19 protein-coding genes and 1 tRNA gene are annotated in these 18,744 nt (G+C 57.6%); 14 read left to right on the plus strand and 6 right to left on the minus strand.

All coding sequences use genetic code 11. The annotated features are described in order from the left end of the window. Positions 1-28 precede the first annotated feature (28 nt). The gene (ygfZ, locus tag AB4O35_RS13125; protein ID WP_065874755.1) at positions 29-970 is read right to left on the minus strand and encodes a CAF17-like 4Fe-4S cluster assembly/insertion protein YgfZ; all 942 of its coding nucleotides are present in this window, start codon (positions 968-970) and stop codon (positions 29-31) included. A gap of 140 nt (positions 971-1,110) precedes the next feature. Here ygfZ and AB4O35_RS13130 point away from each other — a divergent pair, with 140 nt between their 5' ends. Both AB4O35_RS13130 and AB4O35_RS13135 read left to right on the plus strand, forming a co-directional pair. After that, on the plus strand, positions 1,111-1,365 hold the full coding sequence (locus AB4O35_RS13130) for an FAD assembly factor SdhE (protein ID WP_049709510.1): 255 nt from the start codon (positions 1,111-1,113) through the stop codon (positions 1,363-1,365). Further along, complete coding sequence (locus AB4O35_RS13135) at positions 1,349-1,795, plus strand: hypothetical protein (RefSeq protein WP_065874756.1); 447 nt, start codon at positions 1,349-1,351, stop codon at positions 1,793-1,795. Before AB4O35_RS13130 ends, AB4O35_RS13135 begins: the two co-directional genes overlap by 17 nt. Here AB4O35_RS13135 and nadB read toward each other — a convergent pair. Continuing rightward, a complete protein-coding gene (gene nadB, locus AB4O35_RS13140) occupies positions 1,764-3,380 on the minus strand; it encodes an L-aspartate oxidase (protein WP_065874757.1) in 1,617 nt (538 codons plus the stop codon). The two genes, AB4O35_RS13135 and nadB, sit on opposite strands and share 32 nt — an antisense overlap. 459 nt (positions 3,381-3,839) lie before the next feature. Between nadB and rpoE the strand changes: the two genes are divergently transcribed. From rpoE to AB4O35_RS13160, 4 genes are all read left to right on the plus strand, one after another. Next, a complete protein-coding gene (gene rpoE / locus AB4O35_RS13145) occupies positions 3,840-4,421 on the plus strand; it encodes an RNA polymerase sigma factor RpoE (protein ID WP_003172477.1) in 582 nt (193 codons plus the stop codon). Positions 4,422-4,453: 32 nt separating this feature from the next. Further along, the gene (locus AB4O35_RS13150; RefSeq protein ID WP_065882095.1) at positions 4,454-5,041 is read left to right on the plus strand and encodes a sigma-E factor negative regulatory protein; all 588 of its coding nucleotides are present in this window, start codon (positions 4,454-4,456) and stop codon (positions 5,039-5,041) included. 15 nt (positions 5,042-5,056) lie between these two features. Then, on the plus strand, positions 5,057-6,019 hold the full coding sequence (locus AB4O35_RS13155; RefSeq protein ID WP_065882097.1) for a MucB/RseB C-terminal domain-containing protein: 963 nt from the start codon (positions 5,057-5,059) through the stop codon (positions 6,017-6,019). Positions 6,020-6,253: 234 nt separating this feature from the next. Continuing rightward, positions 6,254-7,693 (plus strand): DegQ family serine endoprotease, encoded by a 1,440-nt coding sequence (locus AB4O35_RS13160; protein WP_065874760.1) that lies wholly within the window; start codon positions 6,254-6,256, stop codon positions 7,691-7,693. Positions 7,694-7,757: 64 nt separating this feature from the next. Here the strand turns inward: AB4O35_RS13160 and AB4O35_RS13165 are convergent, their stop codons facing one another. Further along, positions 7,758-9,191 carry a M48 family metalloprotease gene (locus AB4O35_RS13165; protein ID WP_065874761.1) on the minus strand — a complete coding sequence of 478 codons (1,434 nt, stop codon included), beginning with the start codon at positions 9,189-9,191 and terminating at the stop codon, positions 7,758-7,760. A gap of 95 nt (positions 9,192-9,286) precedes the next feature. Here AB4O35_RS13165 and AB4O35_RS13170 point away from each other — a divergent pair, with 95 nt between their 5' ends. After that, a complete protein-coding gene (locus tag AB4O35_RS13170) occupies positions 9,287-9,526 on the plus strand; it encodes a sulfurtransferase TusA family protein (RefSeq protein WP_010212198.1) in 240 nt (79 codons plus the stop codon). A 30-nt stretch (positions 9,527-9,556) separates the two neighbouring features. Beyond that, positions 9,557-10,627, plus strand: a complete 1,071-nt coding sequence (locus AB4O35_RS13175; RefSeq protein ID WP_065882099.1) for an AI-2E family transporter — start codon at positions 9,557-9,559, stop codon at positions 10,625-10,627. Between the two features lie 155 nt (positions 10,628-10,782). Here AB4O35_RS13175 and AB4O35_RS13180 read toward each other — a convergent pair whose 3' ends face one another. Further along, a complete protein-coding gene (locus tag AB4O35_RS13180) occupies positions 10,783-11,256 on the minus strand; it encodes a peroxiredoxin (RefSeq protein WP_065874763.1) in 474 nt (157 codons plus the stop codon). A 10-nt stretch (positions 11,257-11,266) separates the two neighbouring features. Then, positions 11,267-11,827, minus strand: coding sequence for a glycine cleavage system transcriptional repressor (locus AB4O35_RS13185; RefSeq protein WP_003172487.1), 561 nt, complete (start codon positions 11,825-11,827; stop codon positions 11,267-11,269). Between the two features lie 273 nt (positions 11,828-12,100). Here AB4O35_RS13185 and dapA point away from each other — a divergent pair, with 273 nt between their 5' ends. The 5 genes from dapA to AB4O35_RS13210 all read left to right on the plus strand — a co-directional run bounded on the left by dapA (position 12,101) and on the right by AB4O35_RS13210 (position 15,789). Continuing rightward, the gene (gene dapA, locus AB4O35_RS13190; RefSeq protein WP_065882101.1) at positions 12,101-12,979 is read left to right on the plus strand and encodes a 4-hydroxy-tetrahydrodipicolinate synthase; all 879 of its coding nucleotides are present in this window, start codon (positions 12,101-12,103) and stop codon (positions 12,977-12,979) included. 17 nt (positions 12,980-12,996) lie between these two features. After that, positions 12,997-14,112 (plus strand): outer membrane protein assembly factor BamC, encoded by a 1,116-nt coding sequence (gene bamC / locus AB4O35_RS13195; protein ID WP_065874765.1) that lies wholly within the window; start codon positions 12,997-12,999, stop codon positions 14,110-14,112. A gap of 4 nt (positions 14,113-14,116) precedes the next feature. Next, a complete protein-coding gene (locus AB4O35_RS13200) occupies positions 14,117-14,875 on the plus strand; it encodes an MBL fold metallo-hydrolase (RefSeq protein ID WP_065874766.1) in 759 nt (252 codons plus the stop codon). Between the two features lie 27 nt (positions 14,876-14,902). After that, on the plus strand, positions 14,903-15,616 hold the full coding sequence (gene purC / locus AB4O35_RS13205) for a phosphoribosylaminoimidazolesuccinocarboxamide synthase (RefSeq protein WP_003172493.1): 714 nt from the start codon (positions 14,903-14,905) through the stop codon (positions 15,614-15,616). Between the two features lie 83 nt (positions 15,617-15,699). Next, a tRNA-Ser gene (locus tag AB4O35_RS13210) sits at positions 15,700-15,789 on the plus strand. 570 nt (positions 15,790-16,359) lie between these two features. Here AB4O35_RS13210 and AB4O35_RS13215 read toward each other — a convergent pair. Continuing rightward, positions 16,360-17,175 (minus strand): hypothetical protein, encoded by an 816-nt coding sequence (locus AB4O35_RS13215; protein ID WP_065874768.1) that lies wholly within the window; start codon positions 17,173-17,175, stop codon positions 16,360-16,362. 642 nt (positions 17,176-17,817) lie between these two features. On the opposite strand from AB4O35_RS13215, the gene rbsK reads away from it, so the two are divergent. After that, positions 17,818-18,738, plus strand: a complete 921-nt coding sequence (rbsK, locus tag AB4O35_RS13220; protein ID WP_065874770.1) for a ribokinase — start codon at positions 17,818-17,820, stop codon at positions 18,736-18,738. Positions 18,739-18,744: the final 6 nt, after the last annotated feature.

Raw genomic sequence — 18,744 nt, forward strand, 5'->3', positions numbered from 1 at the left:
TCTAGGGTGTTGCAAAAAGGTATGGCGACTAACGCTGGATCTCTCGATCACGGTCGAGTGTGTAAGGCAGGTCAAGCAGCTGTAAGGCGGGACCTTCTAGCGTGCCTAAATGCACATCGCCACTATCGGCAGCTTCGGCTTGCAATACGGCCAGAAGTTCAACGCTTTGGTCAGCTTTTGCTGCAATGACCACTTCGCCGATCGAGCTGTTATGGCTGGGAGAGAACAGCGGGGTGCCTGGCTCGGGCATTTCAACGGTCTTGAGGCTCAAGCGGTACAGCCGGCGTTTGAGTTTTCCCAGGTACTGCATGCGCGCGACGATTTCCTGGCCGGTGTAGCAGCCCTTCTTGAAGCTGACGGCGCCCACGGCTTGCAGGTTGAGCATCTGCGGGATGAACAGTTCGCGCGTCTGCGGCATGACCTGGCCAATGCCTGCGCGGATTTGACCCAGAAGCCAATCATTCAAATCTGTTTCTTTTAATTGCTTGACTAGTTGCTCGTGCACGGCCTCGGCTTGTTCGGTGGGTACCCAGAGTTCGGCGCGCTCAGGGGACACGCGGATGGCAATCAATGCATCGCTGCGGGCGACGCTATCGGTCTCGGCCGGCAGTTCCAGGCCAAGGCTGGCCAGCGCCTGATTCGCGTTCACGAGGCCGAAACGCACCCAGGCGGCAGTTTCGTCGGTGAGCTTGGATTTGGAGAACACGGCGTACTTTTTCAGGTCTGCCAGTTGCGGTTCCAGCAGCTCAGTGGCCATTGCCAGTAATACGCCGTCACCTTGCAGCAGGATGCGAAAGCTCGACTGCATACGCCCTTTTTGTGTGCAGCGCGCGCCGAGGCTGGCCTGGGTCTCGCTCAGGTAATTGAGGTTGCAGGTCAGTTGGCCCTGAAGGAATTTGGCAGCGTCGGCGCCGCGGACGGCGAGAACGCCTTCGTGGGACAAGGGGCAGAAGAAAGCAAAGTCGGCCATGGGTCATCGCAGGTCAAAAAGTCATAGGTGCATCATAGAGGGGCGCCCGGCAAATGGATAGTTTCCGTATGGGGCGACCAAAGCCGACTGTTCCGGTGCCGTCGGGCCTGTATACTTGCGCTCTATTTGAGGAGCGCTCCATGGTCGAAGATGTAGAAATCAATCGTCTCTACTGGCACAGCCGTCGTGGCATGCTGGAGTTGGACGTGTTGCTGGTGCCTTTCACCAAGGAAGTGTATGCGACGCTCAATAAGGTGGATCGCGACCTCTACGTCAGGCTGCTGGAATGCGAAGACCAGGACATGTTCGGCTGGTTCATGGAGCGTGCCGAATCGGAAGACCCGGAACTGCAGCGTATGGTCCGGATGATTCTGGACCGTGTTCAGCCCAAGTAATACGTTTGAATGCCGCTGGCAGGCCTCACGGCTGATGCTGGCGGCGTATCTCCTCGCCCAGCTGTTCGCGTTGGGTGCGCTTTTGTTTCTTGATCTGTCTTGTTCAAGCCTGGGCATGTTGCTGTGCCTGGCGCATGCCGCCTGGGTTTTACCGCGTCATATCCTGCTCACACACCGCTCGTCGATTCGTGGCCTGCGCCGCGACGCCGATGGCTGGCAGTTGCTCAGTGCTGAGCGCGGTTGGCATAGCGTGCAGTTGCGTCCCGACAGCTTGGCGCTGCCGCTGATCGTGGTGCTGCGCTATCGGGTGCCTGGGACGTGGTGGGTGCGTTCTATCTGTGTGCCGGCGGATGCGCAGGTCGCCGATGTGCATCGGCGCCTGCGGGTGCGCTTGAAGTTCAGCCGCCGTAGGTGGTTGGCACCAGAATAGTGTCCCGGGCTTCGGGCAGCATCTGCGGGTAGTCCAGGGTGTAATGCAGGCCGCGGCTTTCTTTGCGCTCCATGGCCGAGCGGATCATCAACTCTGCTACCTGGGCCAGGTTGCGCAGCTCGATTAGGTCGCGGCTGACTTTGTAGTTGCTGTAGAACTCGTCAATTTCATCCAGCAGCAAGCGCACCCGGTGCTGCGCGCGTTGCAGGCGTTTGTTGGTGCGCACGATTCCCACGTAGTCCCACATGAAGCGGCGCAGTTCGTCCCAGTTGTGCGCGATGATTACGTCTTCGTCCGAGTCGGTGACCTGGCTGGCGTCCCAGCGGGGCAGGGCGGCAGGCACCGGGATGCGTGGCAGCTGTTCGAGGATGTCCGCCGCCGCAGAGCGCGCATAGACAAAACATTCGAGCAACGAATTGCTGGCCATGCGGTTGGCGCCATGCAGGCCGGTGAAGCTGGTTTCGCCAATCGCATACAGGCCGGGTACGTCAGTGCGGCCGTGCTTGTCGACCATCACGCCGCCGCAGGTGTAGTGGGCGGCCGGCACCACAGGGATCGGGCCCTTGGTGATGTCGATGTTGAACGCCAGGCAGCGCTCATAAACCGTGGGGAAGTGGGTCTTGATGAAGGCTTCGGGCTTGTGGCTGATATCCAGGTAGACGCAGTCGATGCCCAGGCGCTTCATTTCATGGTCGATGGCACGGGCGACGATATCGCGCGGGGCCAGCTCGGCGCGTGGGTCGAAGCGCTGCATGAAGCGTTCGCCGTTAGGCAGTTTCAAGTGTGCGCCTTCCCCGCGCAGGGCTTCGGTAATCAGGAAGCTCTTGGCCTGTGGGTGATACAGGCAGGTGGGGTGGAACTGGTTGAATTCCAGGTTGGCCACCCGGCAGCCCGAGCGCCAGGCCATGGCAATACCGTCGCCGCACGCGCCGTCCGGGTTACTGGTATAGAGGTAGACCTTGGCTGCGCCGCCTGAGGCCAGGATGGTGAAGCGCGCGCCGTAAGTGTCGACTTCACCACTGCCACGGTTGAGCACGTAGGCGCCGAGGCAGCGTTCGCCGTCCAGGCCCAAGCGTTTCTCTGTGATCAGATCGACGGCGACGCGTTGCTCAAGCAGCTCGATATTGGGGCGCTGGCGTGCCTGGTCGAGCAGCGTCCTGAAAATGGCTGCGCCGGTGGCGTCGGCAGCGTGGATGATTCGGCGATGGCTGTGGCCGCCTTCGCGGGTCAAGTGGAATTCAAAGCCGCCGTCGTCGCTGCCAGCGTGTTCGTCACGGGTGAACGGCACGCCTTGGTCAATCAGCCATTGGATCGCCTCACGGCTGTGCTCGACGGTGAAGCGCACCGCCTCTTCATTGCACAGGCCGCCGCCGGCATTGAGGGTGTCTTCGACGTGGGATTGCACGGTGTCGGTGTCGTCCAACACGGCGGCAACACCGCCCTGGGCCCAGAACGTCGAGCCGTTTGCCAGGTCGCCTTTGCTCAGTACCGCAATACGCAGGTGGCTGGGGAGGGTCAGCGCAAGGCTCAAGCCGGCCGCGCCGCTACCGATCACCAAGACATCGTGTTGAAACTGTTGGCTCATTTAAAGGATTCCGCAAAAAGCGATCCGGGGTGGCGCAAACAGGACGCCTGGATCGGCGAATCAAAGGGTCACACGGACTACTAGTATATAGAGGGGTGGAGCGGCACAATAGTCGGGCATTCGTGGCAATATGAGATTACGGTGCACGGCTTCGGTAAAATCGGCTGGTTATTGAGACGGGAACTTTTTGCATAAGCCTCGACTCAATAGCAGGTTGCCCGGAAGCTGGGAAACGTTGAGTTTATTGGCCCGTCGGGAGCATTGGACGCGTCATAAAACCGGCGACAAGATTATTCGCGCAGCCGGCGTTGCCCGTGCTGCGTTTTTCGTGTGTGCCAAATCAGTGCATGCCGGAAACTTGCTTTGAGGGGGAGAACTTTTGCGAAAAGTCCGAGTCTATGTTTGCAAGCCTGATCGTTTAGTTATGCAAGCCTCCTTCAAGTACAACGAGGAGTGTTCATGCTAACCCAGGAAGAGGATCAGCAGCTGGTCGAGCGCGTTCAACGCGGTGACAAGCGGGCTTTTGATCTGCTAGTGCTGAAATACCAGCACAAAATTCTCGGGTTGATCGTGCGGTTTGTGCACGACACCCATGAAGCGCAGGACGTTGCACAGGAGGCCTTTATCAAGGCTTACCGTGCACTTGGTAATTTTCGCGGTGATAGTGCGTTTTACACGTGGCTATACCGAATCGCCATTAACACGGCGAAGAACTATCTGGTGTCTCGCGGACGCCGCCCACCGGATAGCGATGTAAGTTCAGAAGATGCAGAATTTTACGACGGTGATCACGGCCTCAAAGATCTCGAGTCGCCGGAGCGTGCGTTGCTGCGCGACGAGATCGAAGGCACCGTTCATCGCACAATTCAGCAACTGCCAGAAGATTTGCGTACGGCGTTAACTTTACGTGAATTCGATGGTCTGAGTTACGAAGACATTGCGAGCGTCATGCAGTGTCCGGTGGGGACTGTAAGGTCACGGATTTTCCGGGCCCGGGAAGCCATCGATAAAGCCTTGCAACCGCTGTTGCAAGAGAACTAAAGACAGCGGCTACAGCCAAGAGAGGAACCGCCATGAGTCGTGATGCCCTGCAGGAATCGCTGTCCGCAGTGATGGATAACGAAGCGGATGAACTGGAACTTCGTCGAGTGCTCAATGCATTTGATGATGCCGAAACCCGTGATACCTGGTCTCGTTACCAAGTCGCTCGGGCGGTAATGCACAAGGATCTTCTAATCCCTCGTCTGGATATTGCTGCGGCGGTTTCTGCTGCGCTTGCTGATGAAGCCGTTCCGGCAAAGGCTGCTCGTGGTCCATGGCGTAGCCTGGGTCGCCTCGCAGTGGCTGCCTCGGTGACTGTCGCAGTGTTGGCCGGTGTTCGCCTGTATAATCAGGACGAAATCGCCGGTGCCGAACTGGCCCAGCAGACTCAGCAACCGGTCATGGCCGGTCCGCAAGTCAAAGGCCCAGCGGTGCTGGCTGGCTACAAGGAAAGCTCTGACTCAACCGGCCCTATGGCCAACGGTGTGTTGCAAGGGCAATCCGGCTGGCAAGATCAGCGTCTTCCTGGTTACCTGCGCCAACACGCACAGGAATCCGCTTTGAAAGGCACTGAAAGCGCTCTGCCATACGCTCGCGCAGCAAGCCTGGAAAACCGCTAATCCGTAAGGAGCTCTATGCGAGCCATACCGCTCCTTACGCTTTTGCTCAGTGGTTGTTTTGCACTCCCCGCCCATGCCGATGAAGCCGAAGACTGGTTGACTCGACTTGGGCGTGCAGAACAGCAGCAGAGCTTTCAAGGTACGTTTGTCTACGAACGTAACGGCAGTTTTTCTACTCATGACATCTGGCATCGCGTCCAGAATGGTCAGGTCCGTGAGCGGCTCTTGCAGCTTGATGGTTCTGCCCAGGAAGTCGTGCGGTTGGATGGTCGAACGCAATGTGTCAGCGGCACTCTTGTCGCAGGCCTTGGCAATTCGCGTGATGCACCATCACGTGCACTTGATCCGCAAAAACTCAATCAATTCTACGAACTCGCCGTTATTGGCAAGTCCCGCGTGGCCGGTCGCAATGCGGTGATCGTGTCAATCACTCCCCGTGACCAATACCGCTACGGTTTTGAGCTGCACTTGGACCGTGAAACCGCGCTGCCACTCAAATCACTGTTACTGAATGATCAGGGGCAGTTGCTCGAGCGTTTCCAGTTCACGCGGTTGAATACTTCGGTCGTCCCTGAAGACCGCGATCTGCAGCCTAGCAGTGAATGCACACCTATCACGGTCGCCAAAGATAAAGCCCCAGAGGTGCAGTCTACCGAGATCTGGCATCTGGAATGGTTGCCGCCGGGGTTTCAGCTGACCAATAGCGGTGCTCGCAAAGACACCCAGACGAAAGCGACCGTCGACAGCCTGATGTATGAGGACGGGCTGGCGCGTTTCTCGGTGTTCCTCGAGCCAATCAGCGATGTGAGCGTCACGGAAACCCGCACTCAACTGGGCCCCACCGTTGCAGTGTCGCGCCGCCTGAATACGGTGGACGGCGAAATGATGGTGACAGTGGTGGGTGAGATTCCAATCGGCACCGCAGAACGTATCGCGTTGTCGGTACGCGGTGAAAAAAAGCCAGTCGCTCAGCCGTGAGTCGTTAATCCTATGTTCATCCTGACGTTTCACTGTATTTGCATGCCAGGTTGGCTGCCGAGAGCATGAAATGTCTGGATCAGCATTTTCACTTGCAAAAATCCCTCATGTTTTTTATAGGTCAGGGCTTGTCGGCTCTGGCCTTGTCTTGTTCGCGGAACAAAGATGTCGGTCGCAGTTTTCGGCGTTTCTTGAACCCTGTCGCTCAACCCTGCTCGTCGTAACGGGAGCTGTATGTCGATACCACGTTTGAAATCTTACCTATCCATAGTCGCCACGGTATTGGTGCTGGGTCAGGCCTTACCTGCGCAAGCGGTCGAGTTGCCTGACTTCACCCAATTGGTTGAGCAGGCATCGCCTGCCGTGGTGAACATCAGTACCACGCAAAAACTGCCTGATCGCAAAGTCTCCAATCAGCAGATGCCGGACCTGGAAGGCCTGCCGCCGATGCTGCGCGAGTTCTTCGAGCGCGGCATGCCGCAACAGCGCGCGCCCCGTGGTGGCGGTGGCGGCCAGCGTGAGGCTCAGTCCCTGGGCTCGGGCTTTATCATCTCGCCGGATGGCTACATCCTCACTAACAACCACGTGATTGCCGATGCCGACGAGATTCTCGTGCGCCTGGCTGATCGTAGTGAGCTGAAAGCCAAGCTGGTAGGCACCGATCCAAGATCCGATGTGGCCTTGCTGAAGATTGAAGGCAAAGACTTGCCAGTGCTGAAACTGGGTAAATCCCAGGACCTGAAAGCCGGGCAGTGGGTAGTCGCTATCGGTTCGCCGTTTGGCTTTGACCATACCGTGACTCAAGGCATTGTCAGCGCCATTGGCCGCAGCCTGCCGAACGAAAACTACGTGCCGTTCATCCAGACCGACGTGCCGATCAACCCGGGCAACTCCGGTGGCCCGCTGTTCAACCTGGCCGGTGAAGTAGTGGGGATCAACTCGCAGATCTACACCCGTTCCGGTGGCTTCATGGGGGTGTCGTTCGCCATTCCGATCGATGTAGCCATGGACGTTTCCAACCAACTGAAAAGCGGTGGCAAGGTCAGCCGTGGCTGGTTGGGCGTGGTGATTCAGGAAGTGAACAAAGACCTGGCTGAATCCTTCGGCCTCGACAAGCCGGCCGGTGCACTGGTCGCGCAGATCCAGGACGATGGTCCGGCTGCCAAAGGTGGCCTGCAAGTCGGCGACGTGATCCTCAGCATGAACGGCCAGCCAATCGTCATGTCGGCCGACCTGCCGCATCTGGTAGGCGCGCTCAAGGCAGGCAGCAAGGCCAAGCTTGAAGTGATCCGCGAGGGCAAGCGCCAGAACGTTGAGCTGACTGTTGGTGCAATCCCTGAAGAAGGGGCAACACTGGATGCCTTGGGCAACGCTAAGCCGGGTGCCGAACGCAGCAGCAATCGTCTGGGCATTGCTGTCGCCGAACTGACCGCTGAGCAGAAGAAGACATACGACCTCAAGAGCGGCGTCGTGATCAAGGAAGTGCAGGATGGCCCTGCGTCCCTGATTGGCCTGCAGCCAGGTGACGTGATCACCCACCTGAACAATCAGGCAATCGACAACACCAAGCAGTTCACTGACATCGCCAAGGCGCTGCCGAAGAACCGCTCGGTATCGATGCGAGTGCTGCGTCAGGGGCGTGCCAGCTTCATAACCTTCAAGTTGGCCGAGTAACCCGGTAAAAGAAAAAGCCCCGCCTTCGTTTAACGAGGGCGGGGCTTTTTTGTGGCCGCTGGATCTAGCTCATCATCCCTTTGACCAGGCGCTCCTGTTCGATCAGTTCACGCTGACGCGCGTCGATACGCGACGACAGCGGGAAATTGCTGCCAGCGCGACGCTTTGCAAAATCCAACTGTTGGATGGCCTGCTGGAAGTCACCTACCAATGCGAAGTATTCGGCGCGGGCCTGGTGCAGGCCAATGATGTTACCGGACAAGCCGCGGGTCTCGGCGACCTGATACCAAACGTCCGGGTCATCCGGACGAGACTTGAGCAAACTATCCAAGGCCTTTTCCGCATCAGCAGTGCGGTTCTGTTTGAGCAGCAGGTCGACCCGGATCTGATTCAGCGGATAGTTGCCGGGGTACTGGGTCAGCATTCGATCAGTACGTTGCTGGGCATCAGGCAGATGATTGTTGTCGATCTCAAGCTGGATCAATGCCAGGTTATAGGTAATGTCATTCGGTGCCTTGGCCAATAACATCGTCAGGTTTTCCCGCGCTTGCTTGAACTGAGAACCTTTGATCTGGGCAATGGCCAATCCGTAGCGCGCCACATCATTCTTCGGGTTCTCGTCCAGTTGTGCCTGGAAGCGTTTGGCGGCGAGTCCTGAGGTGTCTTCGTATTGCAATTGCACCCGTGCGCGGATCAGTTGATAGCGCAAGCTGTCTTCCTTGCCGCCAGGCTTGGACTGCTCGGCACGGTTGCGGGTGTCGGCGATTCGCGATTCGGTGACCGGGTGTGTCAGCAGGAATTCCGGAGGCTTGGCATCGAAGCGGTACTGGCGCATCAAACGCTCGAACATGGTTGGCATGGAGCGCGGGTCGTAACCGGCTTTTTCCAGGTTGAGGATGCCGATACGGTCCGCCTCTTGTTCGTTTTGCCGCGAGAACCGGCGCTGCTCCTGGATTGCAGCAGCCTGGGTGCCGGCAATCGCAGCAATACCGGCGTCACCCGCACCAGCGGCTGCGGCAATGATGCCGCCAAGCAACGCGGCCATCATCGGAAGCTGCATGCGCTGTTGCGCTTCCACGCCACGGGCGAAGTGGCGTTGGGACAAGTGCGCCAACTCATGCGCCAGCACCGAAGCGTATTCCCCTTCGGTCTGAGCGTTGAGGAACAGGCCGCCGTTGACCCCCACAATACCGCCGGGTGCGGCAAAGGCGTTCAGTTGCGGGCTGTTGATCAGGATGAACTCCAGCCGACGGTCGTTGACCTGGCTGGTCTCCACCAGTTTGTAAACGCTGGTTTCGACGTAATCCTTGAGCTGCGGATCGTTGAGTTGCGAGACCTGGCCTCGCAGATAGGCCAGCCAGGCGCGGCCCAGCTGGTATTCCTGTTGTGGCGAGACAATGGCAGAACTGGCGTCGCCAAGTGACGGCAGGTCGTCAGCGAAGCCTGGGGAGGCCAGCAGGCAAGCCAGCGTCAGCAGGGTAGGGCGCAAAAAAGTCATGCACAGAGCCTTTCGACAAAGAGCTTACTGTAGCCGGACACTGAGCTTCGGACCAGATATTCTAAGCAGCCCAAACGCGTGCCCGGAGTAAAACCATGACCGACGCTGTAGCTTTTGATGCCGAACTTGATGCCAGCGGCCTCAATTGCCCGTTGCCCTTGCTCAAGGCCAAGCTGGAACTCAATCGTCTGGCCAGTGGCGCCGTACTTAAGGTGATCGCCACGGACGCAGGCTCCCAGCGTGATTTTCGTACGTTTGCCAAGCTGGCCGGCCACACCCTGTTGCACGAAGAAGACGCCGCCGGTGTTTACCGTTACTGGTTGCGCAAGGCCTGAACTGTTTGCCCCCACCACCGAGGTTGATTGATGTTCAAAGTGTTACGAGACTGGATCCAGCGCTACTTCTCCGATGAGGAGGCCGTGGTGCTGGCGGTCCTATTGTTTCTGGCGTTTACGGCTGTGCTCACCTTGGGTGGCATGTTGGCACCGGTGTTGGCGGGGATGGTGCTGGCCTACCTGATGCAAGGCCTGGTCACCGCGCTGGAACGGTTGCGCCTGCCGGGCGGGGTGGCGGTGGGGCTGGTGTTCGCCTTGTTCATGGGCGTGTTGGTGCTGTTTATCGTGGTCGTGCTGCCGTTGCTATGGCATCAACTCATCACCCTGTTCAATGAACTGCCGGGCATGCTTGCCAAATGGCAGTCGTTGTTGCTGCTGTTACCGGAACGCTACCCGCACCTGGTGTCGGACGAGCAGGTGTTGCAGGCTATAGAAGTGGCCCGCGGCGAGATCGGAAAGTTCGGCCAATGGGCGCTGACCTTTTCCCTGTCCAGCTTGCCGCTGCTGGTCAACATCATGATCTACCTGGTGCTGGTGCCGATCCTGGTGTTCTTCTTCCTCAAGGACCGCGCCATGATCGGCCGTTGGGTAAGTGGCTACCTGCCGCGCGAGCGAGCGCTGATTACCCGTGTTGCCGAAGAAATGAACCGGCAGATTGCCAACTACATACGCGGCAAGGTGATCGAAATCATTATCTGCGGGGGCGTGACCTACATTGCCTTTATTGCCCTGGACCTGAACTACGCGGCCTTGCTGGCATTGCTGGTCGGGATTTCAGTGGTGGTGCCTTACGTAGGCGCGGTGGTGGTGACAGTGCCGGTTACATTGATTGCCTTGTTCCAGTGGGGCTGGAGCGACCAATTCATCTACTTGATGGCGGTGTATGGGATTATCCAAACCTTGGACGGCAACGTGCTGGTGCCACTGCTGTTCTCGGAGGCTGTCAACCTGCACCCGGTAGCGATCATCTGCGCAGTGTTGTTGTTTGGTGGGCTGTGGGGTTTCTGGGGCGTCTTCTTTGCGATCCCCCTGGCGACGCTGTTCAAGGCCGTTCTGGATGCATGGCCGCGTCAAGAACCGGTGGTTGCGCCGCTATTGTAACGGCGTAACAACTTGTAGTGAGCGGGCTTGCCCCGCGCTTGGGTGCGAAGCAGCCCTAAAACCTGCAACCGCGTTTCATCTGAAAGAACGCGGAGACTGTACTGTATTGGGGTCGCTTCGCAACCCTGCGCGGGACAAGTCCGCTCACTACAGACTCACGCCTTGTTCAGTGCCTGCGCCGCCGCCAAAACCGCATCCACATGCCCCGGCACCTTCACACCACGCCATTCCTGACGCAACACACCGTTCTTGTCGATGAGGAACGTGCTGCGATCCACGCCGAGGTATTCCTTGCCGTACAGTTTCTTCAGCTTGATCACGTCAAACAGCTGGCAAACCGCTTCGTCCTTGTCGCTGATCAGCTCGAAGGGGAATTCCTGCTTGCCTTTGAAGTTTTCGTGAGACTTCACGCTGTCGCGCGAAACGCCAAACACTTCAGTGTTGGCCGCCTTGAACGCTGCGTACTGGTCACGAAAACCCTGGCCTTCAGTGGTGCAGCCCGGCGTACTGTCCTTCGGGTAGAAGTAGAGCACCACTTGCTTGCCCTTGAGGGCTGCGAGGCTGAAGGTCTGACCGCTGGTGGCCTGGGCTTCGAAATCGGCTATGGGTTGGTCGATGACTACGGCCATGAAAACTTCCTTACATTGGGTTCTGTGGGCGCCACGGTTCGATCAGTGCGTCGAGGTTCAGGGCATCGGCGAAATCCAGGAACTGATCGCGCAGCCAACTGATCTGCACGCCCGCCGGCAGGGTCACGGTAAACGTGGCGTTCAACATGGTGCCGCCGGTTTGCGGGGCCTGATAGGTGTCGCAGGTCAGGTTCTCCAGCTCGACATTGTGGTCGATGAAGAACTGGCACAGCTCGTTGACGATGTCCGAGCGATAGGCCGAACTGACATACGCCACATAAGGCAGAGCCTGCGGACGATTTTCCAGGGCGGCGCTGCGTACCACATTGACAGTGAAGTCGTGCTTCTTTGCCAGGCCCGGCAGGCCAGTTTCGAGGCGAGCCAGAGCATCCCAGGTGCCGGAGATCTGCAGGACCAGCGCACTGCACTCGCCATGACGGGTCAGGCGGGATGTCACGACGGCGCAGCGGTTTTCATGGCTGGCGCGGCACAGGACGTTAGTCAGCTCCATGGGGTTGGCGCCGAGGGCACTGATAACAAGGAATTGTTCGCGAACTGTGGGGGTGGACATGCAGCCTTCCTAAAACGATGAGCGGTCAATACTGTAAGGGCGGTATCGATCAAAGGATGAAGGGTAGCGAAAAGCATCGCCAAGGGATAGGAGGTGGCGTTTTCATTGCGTGATCGGTCCTATTTCATCGTGCTTCAGGGGGGGCTTTGGCCCGATGATGGCATTGTCCGTCGTTTAGTTACGTCAGAACGCATCCTCAGGCAGTACTTTGCTTGTGCAAGCATCTTGGCGCCAGTACCATTACGGCTCTCTTTTTCCGGCAGGAGCGGTTGCATGATTGCGGGCAGTATGGTGGCACTGGTCACACCCATGGATGCACAAGGTCGTCTCGACTGGGACAGCCTGGGCAAACTGGTGGACTTCCACCTGCAAGAAGGCACCAACGCCATCGTGGCGGTCGGCACCACCGGTGAATCGGCCACTCTCGATGTGGAAGAACACATCCAGGTGATCGAGTTCGTGGTCAAGCGTGTTGCGGGCCGTATTACCGTGATCGCCGGCACGGGCGCCAACTCGACACGCGAAGCAATCGAGCTGACCAAAAACGCCAAGAAGGCCGGCGCCAATGCGTGCCTGCTGGTGACCCCGTACTACAACAAGCCGACCCAGGAAGGCCTGTACCAGCACTTCCGCGCCATTGCCGAAGCGGTCGATATCCCGCAGATCCTCTATAACGTACCGGGTCGTACCGCGTGCGATATGAAGGCCGAGACCGTAATCCGCCTGTCCGCCGTGCCGAACATCATCGGTATCAAGGAAGCCACGGGCGACCTGCAGCGCGCCAAGGATATCCTGGCCGGCGTGAGCGGCGATTTCCTGGTGTATTCCGGTGACGACGCCACGGCGGTCGAGCTGATCCTGCTCGGCGGCAAAGGCAACATCTCTGTGACCGCCAACGTGGCCCCGCGTGCCATGAGCGAAATGTGCGCTGCCGCCATCGCCGGCGACGCCGTGACCGCCCGCGCGATCCACGAGAAGCTGATGCCGCTCAACAAGACACTGTTTATCGAATCCAACCCTATTCCCGTGAAATGGGCGCTGACTGAAATGGGCATGATGCCGGACGGTATCCGTCTGCCGCTCACTCGTCTTAGTGAAGCCTGTCACGAACCGCTGCGACAGGCCCTGCGCCAGTCCGGCGTCCTGGTTTAATTGAGGAAGCATTACGCATGAAGCGATTGGCCGGACTTTCCGCACTTGCCTTGATTATCTCCAGCACCAGTGGCTGCGGTTGGATCTGGGGCCCGGAAGGCTACTTCCGTGACCGCGGTAGCGATTACCTGGAAGCCCAACCCACCAAGCCGATGGAATTGCCGCCGGGCGTCAACGTCGCCAAGCGCCTTGACCCCTTGCTGCCGATCCCGCGCAACGTTGCCGACGACACCACTAAGGGTGAGTACGTAGTGCCGCGTCCACAGCCCATATCGGCCGTGGCGGATGCCAGCGACTACAGCCTGCAGAAAAGCGGTGACTCCCGCTGGATCGTGGCTCAGCGCCCGCCCGCCGAAGTCTGGCCGGTGGCGGTGCAGTTCTTCCAGGACAACGGTTTCCGCATTGATGAGCAACGCCCGCAGACCGGTGAATTCACCACTGCATGGCAGCAGGGCAGCGAGCTCTCCGCCACCATGGCCAAGCGCCTGCAGGCCGGTGGTGTAGCCGCCGACAGCGAAGCCCGAGTGCGCGTGCGCATCGAGCCAGGTGTGCAACGCAATACCAGTGAAGTCTACGTGGTCAGCGCTGAGCGTCCTGCCGGCAGCACCGCCAACGTTGATTTCACCAATCGCTCAGTTAACTCCGGTGTCGACTCGGCACTGGTCGACGAGATGTTGGCCAGCATGAGCCGTATCTCCGAGAAGGGCGGTTCCGTTTCGCTGCTCGCCGCACGTGATTACGACACCCCGAGCCGCGTCAGCCTCACTGAAGACGGCAGCGGCAACGTGGTGCTGAACCTGGGTGAAGACCTCGACCGTGCCTGGGCCAGTGTTGGCCGCGCGTTGGAGCAAGGTCCTTGGCGTGTTGAAGACATCAACCGCAGCCTGGGCCTGTACTACATCAACGTGGCTGAAAAGGCCGAGCGTAAAGACGACGAGCCAGGTTTCTTCGGCAAGCTGTTCGGCAGCAAGCCGACCAAGGAAGAAGTCGAAACCCGCGCCGAGCGTTACCAGGTTCGTTTGAGCAAGGTGGGCGAAAGCGTGCAAGTCACCGTCGAGAAAAACATCAATACCGTTGCGCCCGCTGAAACAGCGCGCAAAGTGTTGGGCGTGATTCAGGACAACCTGGGCTGATCCGATGCGTTTTGCCGTTCTCGGCAGCGGTAGCCAAGGGAACGGCACGCTGGTCGCCCACGACGACACGTACGTGCTGGTGGATTGTGGTTTCTCGTTACGGGAAACCGAGCGACGCCTGCTGCGCCTGGGGGTTCACCCCGCGCAGCTGAGCGCGATTCTGGTGACCCACGAACATGCCGACCATGTGCATGGCGTGGGTTTACTGTCTCGGCGCTACAATCTTCCGGTGTACCTCAGTCGCGGTACCTTGCGCGGGATGCGCAAACCCATTGAACCCGCGGGTTTCCTGGCCGGTGGCGAGCAACTGCAAATCGGTGCCCTGAGCATTGATGTGATTGCCGTGGCGCACGACGCCCAGGAACCGACGCAGTATGTGTTCAGCGATGGTGAGCGGCGCTTCGGCGTGCTCACCGACCTGGGTTCCTACTGCGCCAAGGTGCTGGACGGTTACCGGAACCTCGATGCGTTGATGATCGAGTCCAACCACTGCAGAGACCTGCTGGCTCGCGGTCACTACCCCTACTTTCTCAAACAGCGGGTGGGCGGCGAACTGGGACATTTGAACAACCACCAGGCCGCGTACCTGGTGTATGAGTTGGGCTGGCAAGACCTGCAACACTTGGTCCTGGCCCACTTGAGCAGCAAGAACAACCTGCCGACGCTTGCCCGGCAATGTTTTGTCGACACCCTTGGGTGCGACCCGGACTGGCTGCAACTGGCCGATCAAGATTCAGGGCTCGACTGGCGCCACATCGCCTAGCCCACCTCACTCAAAGCGGAGCCCATCATGGAAAAACGTGAAGAACTCTACCGCGGCAAAGCCAAGTCGGTGTACAAGACCGACGACGCCAACCGCCTGATCCTGCTGTTTCGCAACGACACCTCGGCGTTCGACGGCAAGCGCATCGAACAGCTTGATCGCAAAGGCATGGTGAACAACAAGTTCAACGCCTTCATCATGCAGAAACTCGAAGAGGCCGGCATTCCGACCCAATTCGACAAACTGCTGGGCGACAACGAGTGCCTGGTCAAGAAGCTCGACATGATCCCGGTCGAATGCGTCGTGCGTAACTACGCCGCCGGCAGCCTGGTCAAGCGCCTGGGCGTGGAAGAGGGCCTCAAGCTCAATCCATACACCTTCGAACTGTTCCTGAAGGACGACGCCAAGGGCGACCCGTTCATCAACGAATCCCACGTCGTGGCGTTCGGCTGGGGCACCGCTGAGCAACTGGCGCGCATGAAGGAGTTGTCCCTCAAGGTCAACGACGTGCTGAGCAAGCTGTTCGACGACGCCGGGCTGCTGCTGGTCGACTTCAAGCTCGAATTCGGTGTGTTCCACGACGGCTCCATCGTCCTGGGCGACGAATTCAGCCCGGACGGCTGCCGCTTGTGGGACAAGGACACCAAGAAGAAGATGGACAAAGACCGCTTTCGCCAGGGCCTCGGTGACGTGATCGAAGCCTACGAAGAAGTCGCCAATCGTCTCGGCGTACCGCTTTAATTGACGCAAGCATCTGATAGCACGGAAAAAAATCGCTTCGGCGCTTTGCTTTCCTGATTCACGCTGTTATGATGCGCGCCGTTGGAGAGATGCCAGAGTGGCCGAATGGGACGGATTCGAAATCCGTTGTACCTTCACCGGTACCTAGGGTTCGAATCCCTATCTCTCCGCCATTATTCAGAAAGCCTCGTAAATCTATGATTTACGGGGCTTTTTTGTGTCTGAGTGTTTTTCGATTCTACTACTCAGTTCTACTAGTCAATCGCCGCCAAAATACATTGGCAATCGGTGGTTCACTGCCCACTGAATCGCCCCGGATTCTCTAGACACCTTGCAAGCTCAAATGCCTGAAACGTGACCTGTCAGGCCAATACGAAAGCCGGTCATCAAAAGGAACCGGGCATTCATACGCGTCAGGTGGATTATCTGATTGTCGACCTCTACGTTTAGACCGCTCACATGCGGATTTAGGTACGAATCGAGGTCGTCCATCATCGTGAGAAGCGGAGAGCCCGCCCCTAGGATCTCATCTAGGTTCTCTGTCCCAGCAGCAAGGTAAGCACGGAAGGAATCATCAACATTGTTTCTGAACATCCAATCCAACTCTTCTGTCTTGGAACCACACAGTTCGGATTGGTATTTTTGCGCTTCTGCCTCGATTCGTTCAATCGTCCAACCGTTCTCGAATCCTGCTGACGTTCCTAACTAATCCCGGCAGTGACACATTGGTTACTTTGGACTGGTCAGACCGTCGAAAGAGCAATCGCTTTTTCTAAGACTGCCTGCAACATATGCTCCGGTGATTGTTCCTTGTTGAAGAAGCTCGTTGACAATTTCTCAGAGTCGTTTTCAGTCGATTGCCTGAGAAGGGCGAGCGGCCCCGATTGTCCTAACTGCTCTTGGTAAAGACTTTTTATACTGTCCCTAAAGCCATCAGGGTATGCCGCTTTCTCGACCCCTGGAAGATCATCGAAATAGTCCATGATGCCTTTGAAGATTTCACTGTTGTCACCGCCGTTCGTTATAGTGGCGTACAACTTGGAAAAATATGTTTCATCCTGCTTACTAAGTTCCCCATAAGCGGCATATCGTTCTGCAACCGTATAGGTTCCTGAATCATCATAAACAATATTGCTTAGCCCGTTTCGGGCCATGCCTTCAAATGGGTTTGGAAGTTTTTCGGGGGGGCGCTTAGAAAGCCCAACTGCGTAATCCAGTGACTGCTGACCTAACGCCAAACGGGCAGGGTTATCTGTTTTGGGAAGTAGATCCTCATTATTAAGATTTCCGCCAGCAATCCGCTGCCCGAAATTGTACATATCGCTCTGACCTTTTGCATATTGTCCTTTTAAATCCCTATTGGACATAGAGGCTTGTTTATCATCAGCGCTACTTAATGCGTACAGTGCCCGTGCGGAATCGGAGATTGTGACGGTCTCCGTCGTCTTGATTGCGGCATTCCCTGAAGGCAAATTTACAGGGTTGGACGAAGGAAGCTTCTCTTGTGTAGAAACCTTTGCCTGTGTACTTGCTTGATACGATTTAATCGAAAAATCCATGGTGATACTCCAGATGCTGAAGATAGCTCGAGCGCTATCTACTCCCTGAAAAGTACTCGAAAGTGTACGCGGCTGGATCGGTCGTAGAGTTCTTCACCTTCACGGTGACGATTGTGCCAGCTTGGGCAGATGCAATCATAGAGGCGAGTAGAGTGGCTGCCCCGAACAGTTTAGCGAATCTCATAAATATCCCTTTATTTTGATAATCACTATAACGCTTGTCCTTCCGCGTTTCGGTAAGCACCTTAACTACACGTACCTTTTTGATGAAGAAGGATAGTAGCTTTAGGTCATATATCCATGACGCGAAAGCATTTTTCCTCTTCTTGTATAGAAAATACAGCAAGACTCAACCTCTATAGCGGCAGGTAACCAAAATTCTTTAAGCCAAGGGTTTTTTCCAACTTAAACCCAAGCCAATTCGCGGCAGTTCTCTACACCTCCAGCCAACCCTTCGAACGAACCGAGCGCCTTCGTACGGCGTCGTCGCGTCCGGAATTCGCGCGTCCGCTCGTCAGCGCATCAGCCCAGCTTTTTCGCATTCACAAAAAATAGGTTGAATAGTCACAGAAAATGTTATTTAAATAACAAAAATAATAACGCTGTGGTGCCTGCCACATCGTGCACAAGGTAAAGATATCCATGAATAAGATCGCGGTCATCGGTAGCAACATGGTGGATTTGGTCACCTATATCGACCGAATGCCCCGGCAGGGCGAGACCCTTGAGGCTCCGGGCTTTGCCATGGGGTGCGGTGGCAAGGGGGCGAACCAGGCAGTGGCGGCGGCCAAGCTTGGCAGCGAAGTGTTGATGCTGACCAAGTTGGGCGATGACATGTTTGCCGATAACACCCTGGCCAATTTTCAACGCCATGCCATCGACTCGCGCTACGTCACGCGGGTGCCGGGGGTGTCCAGCGGCGTGGCGCCAATCTTTGTGCAGAGCGATTCCCACAACAGCATCCTGATCGTCAAAGGCGCCAACGCGCATTTGAAGCCGGCTGATATCGACGCCGCGGACGCGGCTTTACGCGAATGCAGCCTGATCGTCCTGCAGTTGGAAATCGACTTGGCAACCGTCTACTACGCCATCGAGTTTGCCAAACGCCACGGCATTCCGGTGTTGCTCAATCCGGCCCCTGCGGTCGCTGGTTTGAGCCGCGAGCATCTGGCGCAGCTGGATTTTTTCATTCCCAATGAAAGCGAACTGTCACTGATCACCGGCAAGTCGGTCGAGGGGCCTGAGAGTGCGTTGCTCGCCGCGCGGGTGTTGGTCGCCCAGGGTATTCGCCACGTGATCGTCACCCTCGGCGAGCAAGGCGCGCTGTATGTGGGCGAGGAGGGTGAGTTTCATGTGCCTGGGCGCAAGGTCGAGGCCCGGGACACCACCGGCGCCGGTGATGCCTTTATCGGTTGCTTCGCCCATTACTGGACCCAGCAGGGCGATATGCGTGCGGCCATGACCCGGGCGGTGGCGTATTCCGCCTGTTCGGTCACCGGCCTCGGCACCCAGAGCTCCTACCCCGACGCTGCCCGGTTCGCCGAGTTTTTTGACCCGTCCTGAGTCGTC

The sequence above is a fragment of the Pseudomonas sp. H1_A03 genome (assembly GCF_054685145.1).

Bases quoted from the DNA above. Each gene is read 5' to 3' on its own strand.
- ygfZ (WP_065874755.1), bottom strand. From the start codon at position 970: ATGGCCGACTTTGCTTTCTTCTGCCCCTTGTCCCACGAAGGCGTTCTC.
- AB4O35_RS13130 (WP_049709510.1), top strand. From the start codon at position 1,111: ATGGTCGAAGATGTAGAAATCAATCGTCTCTACTGGCACAGCCGTCGT.
- nadB (WP_065874757.1), bottom strand. From the start codon at position 3,380: ATGAGCCAACAGTTTCAACACGATGTCTTGGTGATCGGTAGCGGCGCG.
- rpoE (WP_003172477.1), top strand. From the start codon at position 3,840: ATGCTAACCCAGGAAGAGGATCAGCAGCTGGTCGAGCGCGTTCAACGC.
- AB4O35_RS13150 (WP_065882095.1), top strand. From the start codon at position 4,454: ATGAGTCGTGATGCCCTGCAGGAATCGCTGTCCGCAGTGATGGATAAC.
- AB4O35_RS13155 (WP_065882097.1), top strand. From the start codon at position 5,057: ATGCGAGCCATACCGCTCCTTACGCTTTTGCTCAGTGGTTGTTTTGCA.
- AB4O35_RS13160 (WP_065874760.1), top strand. From the start codon at position 6,254: ATGTCGATACCACGTTTGAAATCTTACCTATCCATAGTCGCCACGGTA.
- AB4O35_RS13165 (WP_065874761.1), bottom strand. From the start codon at position 9,191: ATGACTTTTTTGCGCCCTACCCTGCTGACGCTGGCTTGCCTGCTGGCC.
- AB4O35_RS13170 (WP_010212198.1), top strand. From the start codon at position 9,287: ATGACCGACGCTGTAGCTTTTGATGCCGAACTTGATGCCAGCGGCCTC.
- AB4O35_RS13175 (WP_065882099.1), top strand. From the start codon at position 9,557: ATGTTCAAAGTGTTACGAGACTGGATCCAGCGCTACTTCTCCGATGAG.
- AB4O35_RS13180 (WP_065874763.1), bottom strand. From the start codon at position 11,256: ATGGCCGTAGTCATCGACCAACCCATAGCCGATTTCGAAGCCCAGGCC.
- AB4O35_RS13185 (WP_003172487.1), bottom strand. From the start codon at position 11,827: ATGTCCACCCCCACAGTTCGCGAACAATTCCTTGTTATCAGTGCCCTC.
- dapA (WP_065882101.1), top strand. From the start codon at position 12,101: ATGATTGCGGGCAGTATGGTGGCACTGGTCACACCCATGGATGCACAA.
- bamC (WP_065874765.1), top strand. From the start codon at position 12,997: ATGAAGCGATTGGCCGGACTTTCCGCACTTGCCTTGATTATCTCCAGC.
- AB4O35_RS13200 (WP_065874766.1), top strand. From the start codon at position 14,117: ATGCGTTTTGCCGTTCTCGGCAGCGGTAGCCAAGGGAACGGCACGCTG.
- purC (WP_003172493.1), top strand. From the start codon at position 14,903: ATGGAAAAACGTGAAGAACTCTACCGCGGCAAAGCCAAGTCGGTGTAC.
- AB4O35_RS13215 (WP_065874768.1), bottom strand. From the start codon at position 17,175: ATGGATTTTTCGATTAAATCGTATCAAGCAAGTACACAGGCAAAGGTT.
- rbsK (WP_065874770.1), top strand. From the start codon at position 17,818: ATGAATAAGATCGCGGTCATCGGTAGCAACATGGTGGATTTGGTCACC.